This window comes from Levilactobacillus suantsaiihabitans, assembly GCF_004745505.1.
In the GTDB taxonomy this organism is placed as follows: Bacteria; Bacillota; Bacilli; order Lactobacillales; family Lactobacillaceae; genus Levilactobacillus; species Levilactobacillus suantsaiihabitans.
This window is the reverse complement of record NZ_RKLX01000064.1, coordinates 1-642: the sequence shown is the minus strand read 5'-3', so window position 1 is coordinate 642 and position 642 is coordinate 1. Positions and strand designations below refer to the sequence as shown.

General features: G+C 53.1%; 1 rRNA gene. It reads left to right on the top strand.

Features of this window, described 5'->3' with window-relative positions:
- Positions 1 to 622, top strand: a 23S ribosomal RNA gene (locus EGT51_RS12850); the annotation flags it as partial.
- Positions 623 to 642 lie beyond the last annotated feature (20 nt).

Sequence of the window (642 nt, the reverse complement as noted above, 5' to 3'; positions counted from 1 at the left end):
GGCGCCCAAAGGTTCTCTCAGAATGGTTGGAAATCATTCATTGAGTGTAAAGGCAGAAGAGAGCTTGACTGCGAGACAGACAGGTCGAGCAGGGACGAAAGTCGGGCTTAGTGATCCGGTGGTACCGTATGGAAGGGCCATCGCTCAACGGATAAAAGCTACCCTGGGGATAACAGGCTTATCTCCCCCAAGAGTCCACATCGACGGGGAGGTTTGGCACCTCGATGTCGGCTCATCGCATCCTGGGGCTGTAGTCGGTCCCAAGGGTTGGGCTGTTCGCCCATTAAAGCGGTACGCGAGCTGGGTTCAGAACGTCGTGAGACAGTTCGGTCCCTATCCGTCGCGGGCGTAGGAAATTTGAGAGGAGCTGTCCTTAGTACGAGAGGACCGGGATGGACATACCGCTGGTGTACCAGTTGTGCCGCCAGGCGCATCGCTGGGTAGCTATGTATGGATGAGATAAACGCTGAAAGCATCTAAGTGTGAAACTCGCCTCAAGATGAGATTTCCCATTCCTATATGGAAGTAAGACCCCTGAGAGATGATCAGGTAGATAGGCTGGAAGTGGCAGCGTTGTGAGACGTGAAGCGGACCAGTACTAATCGGTCGAGGACTTAACCAAGTAGAATTGGTGTTCTCAAA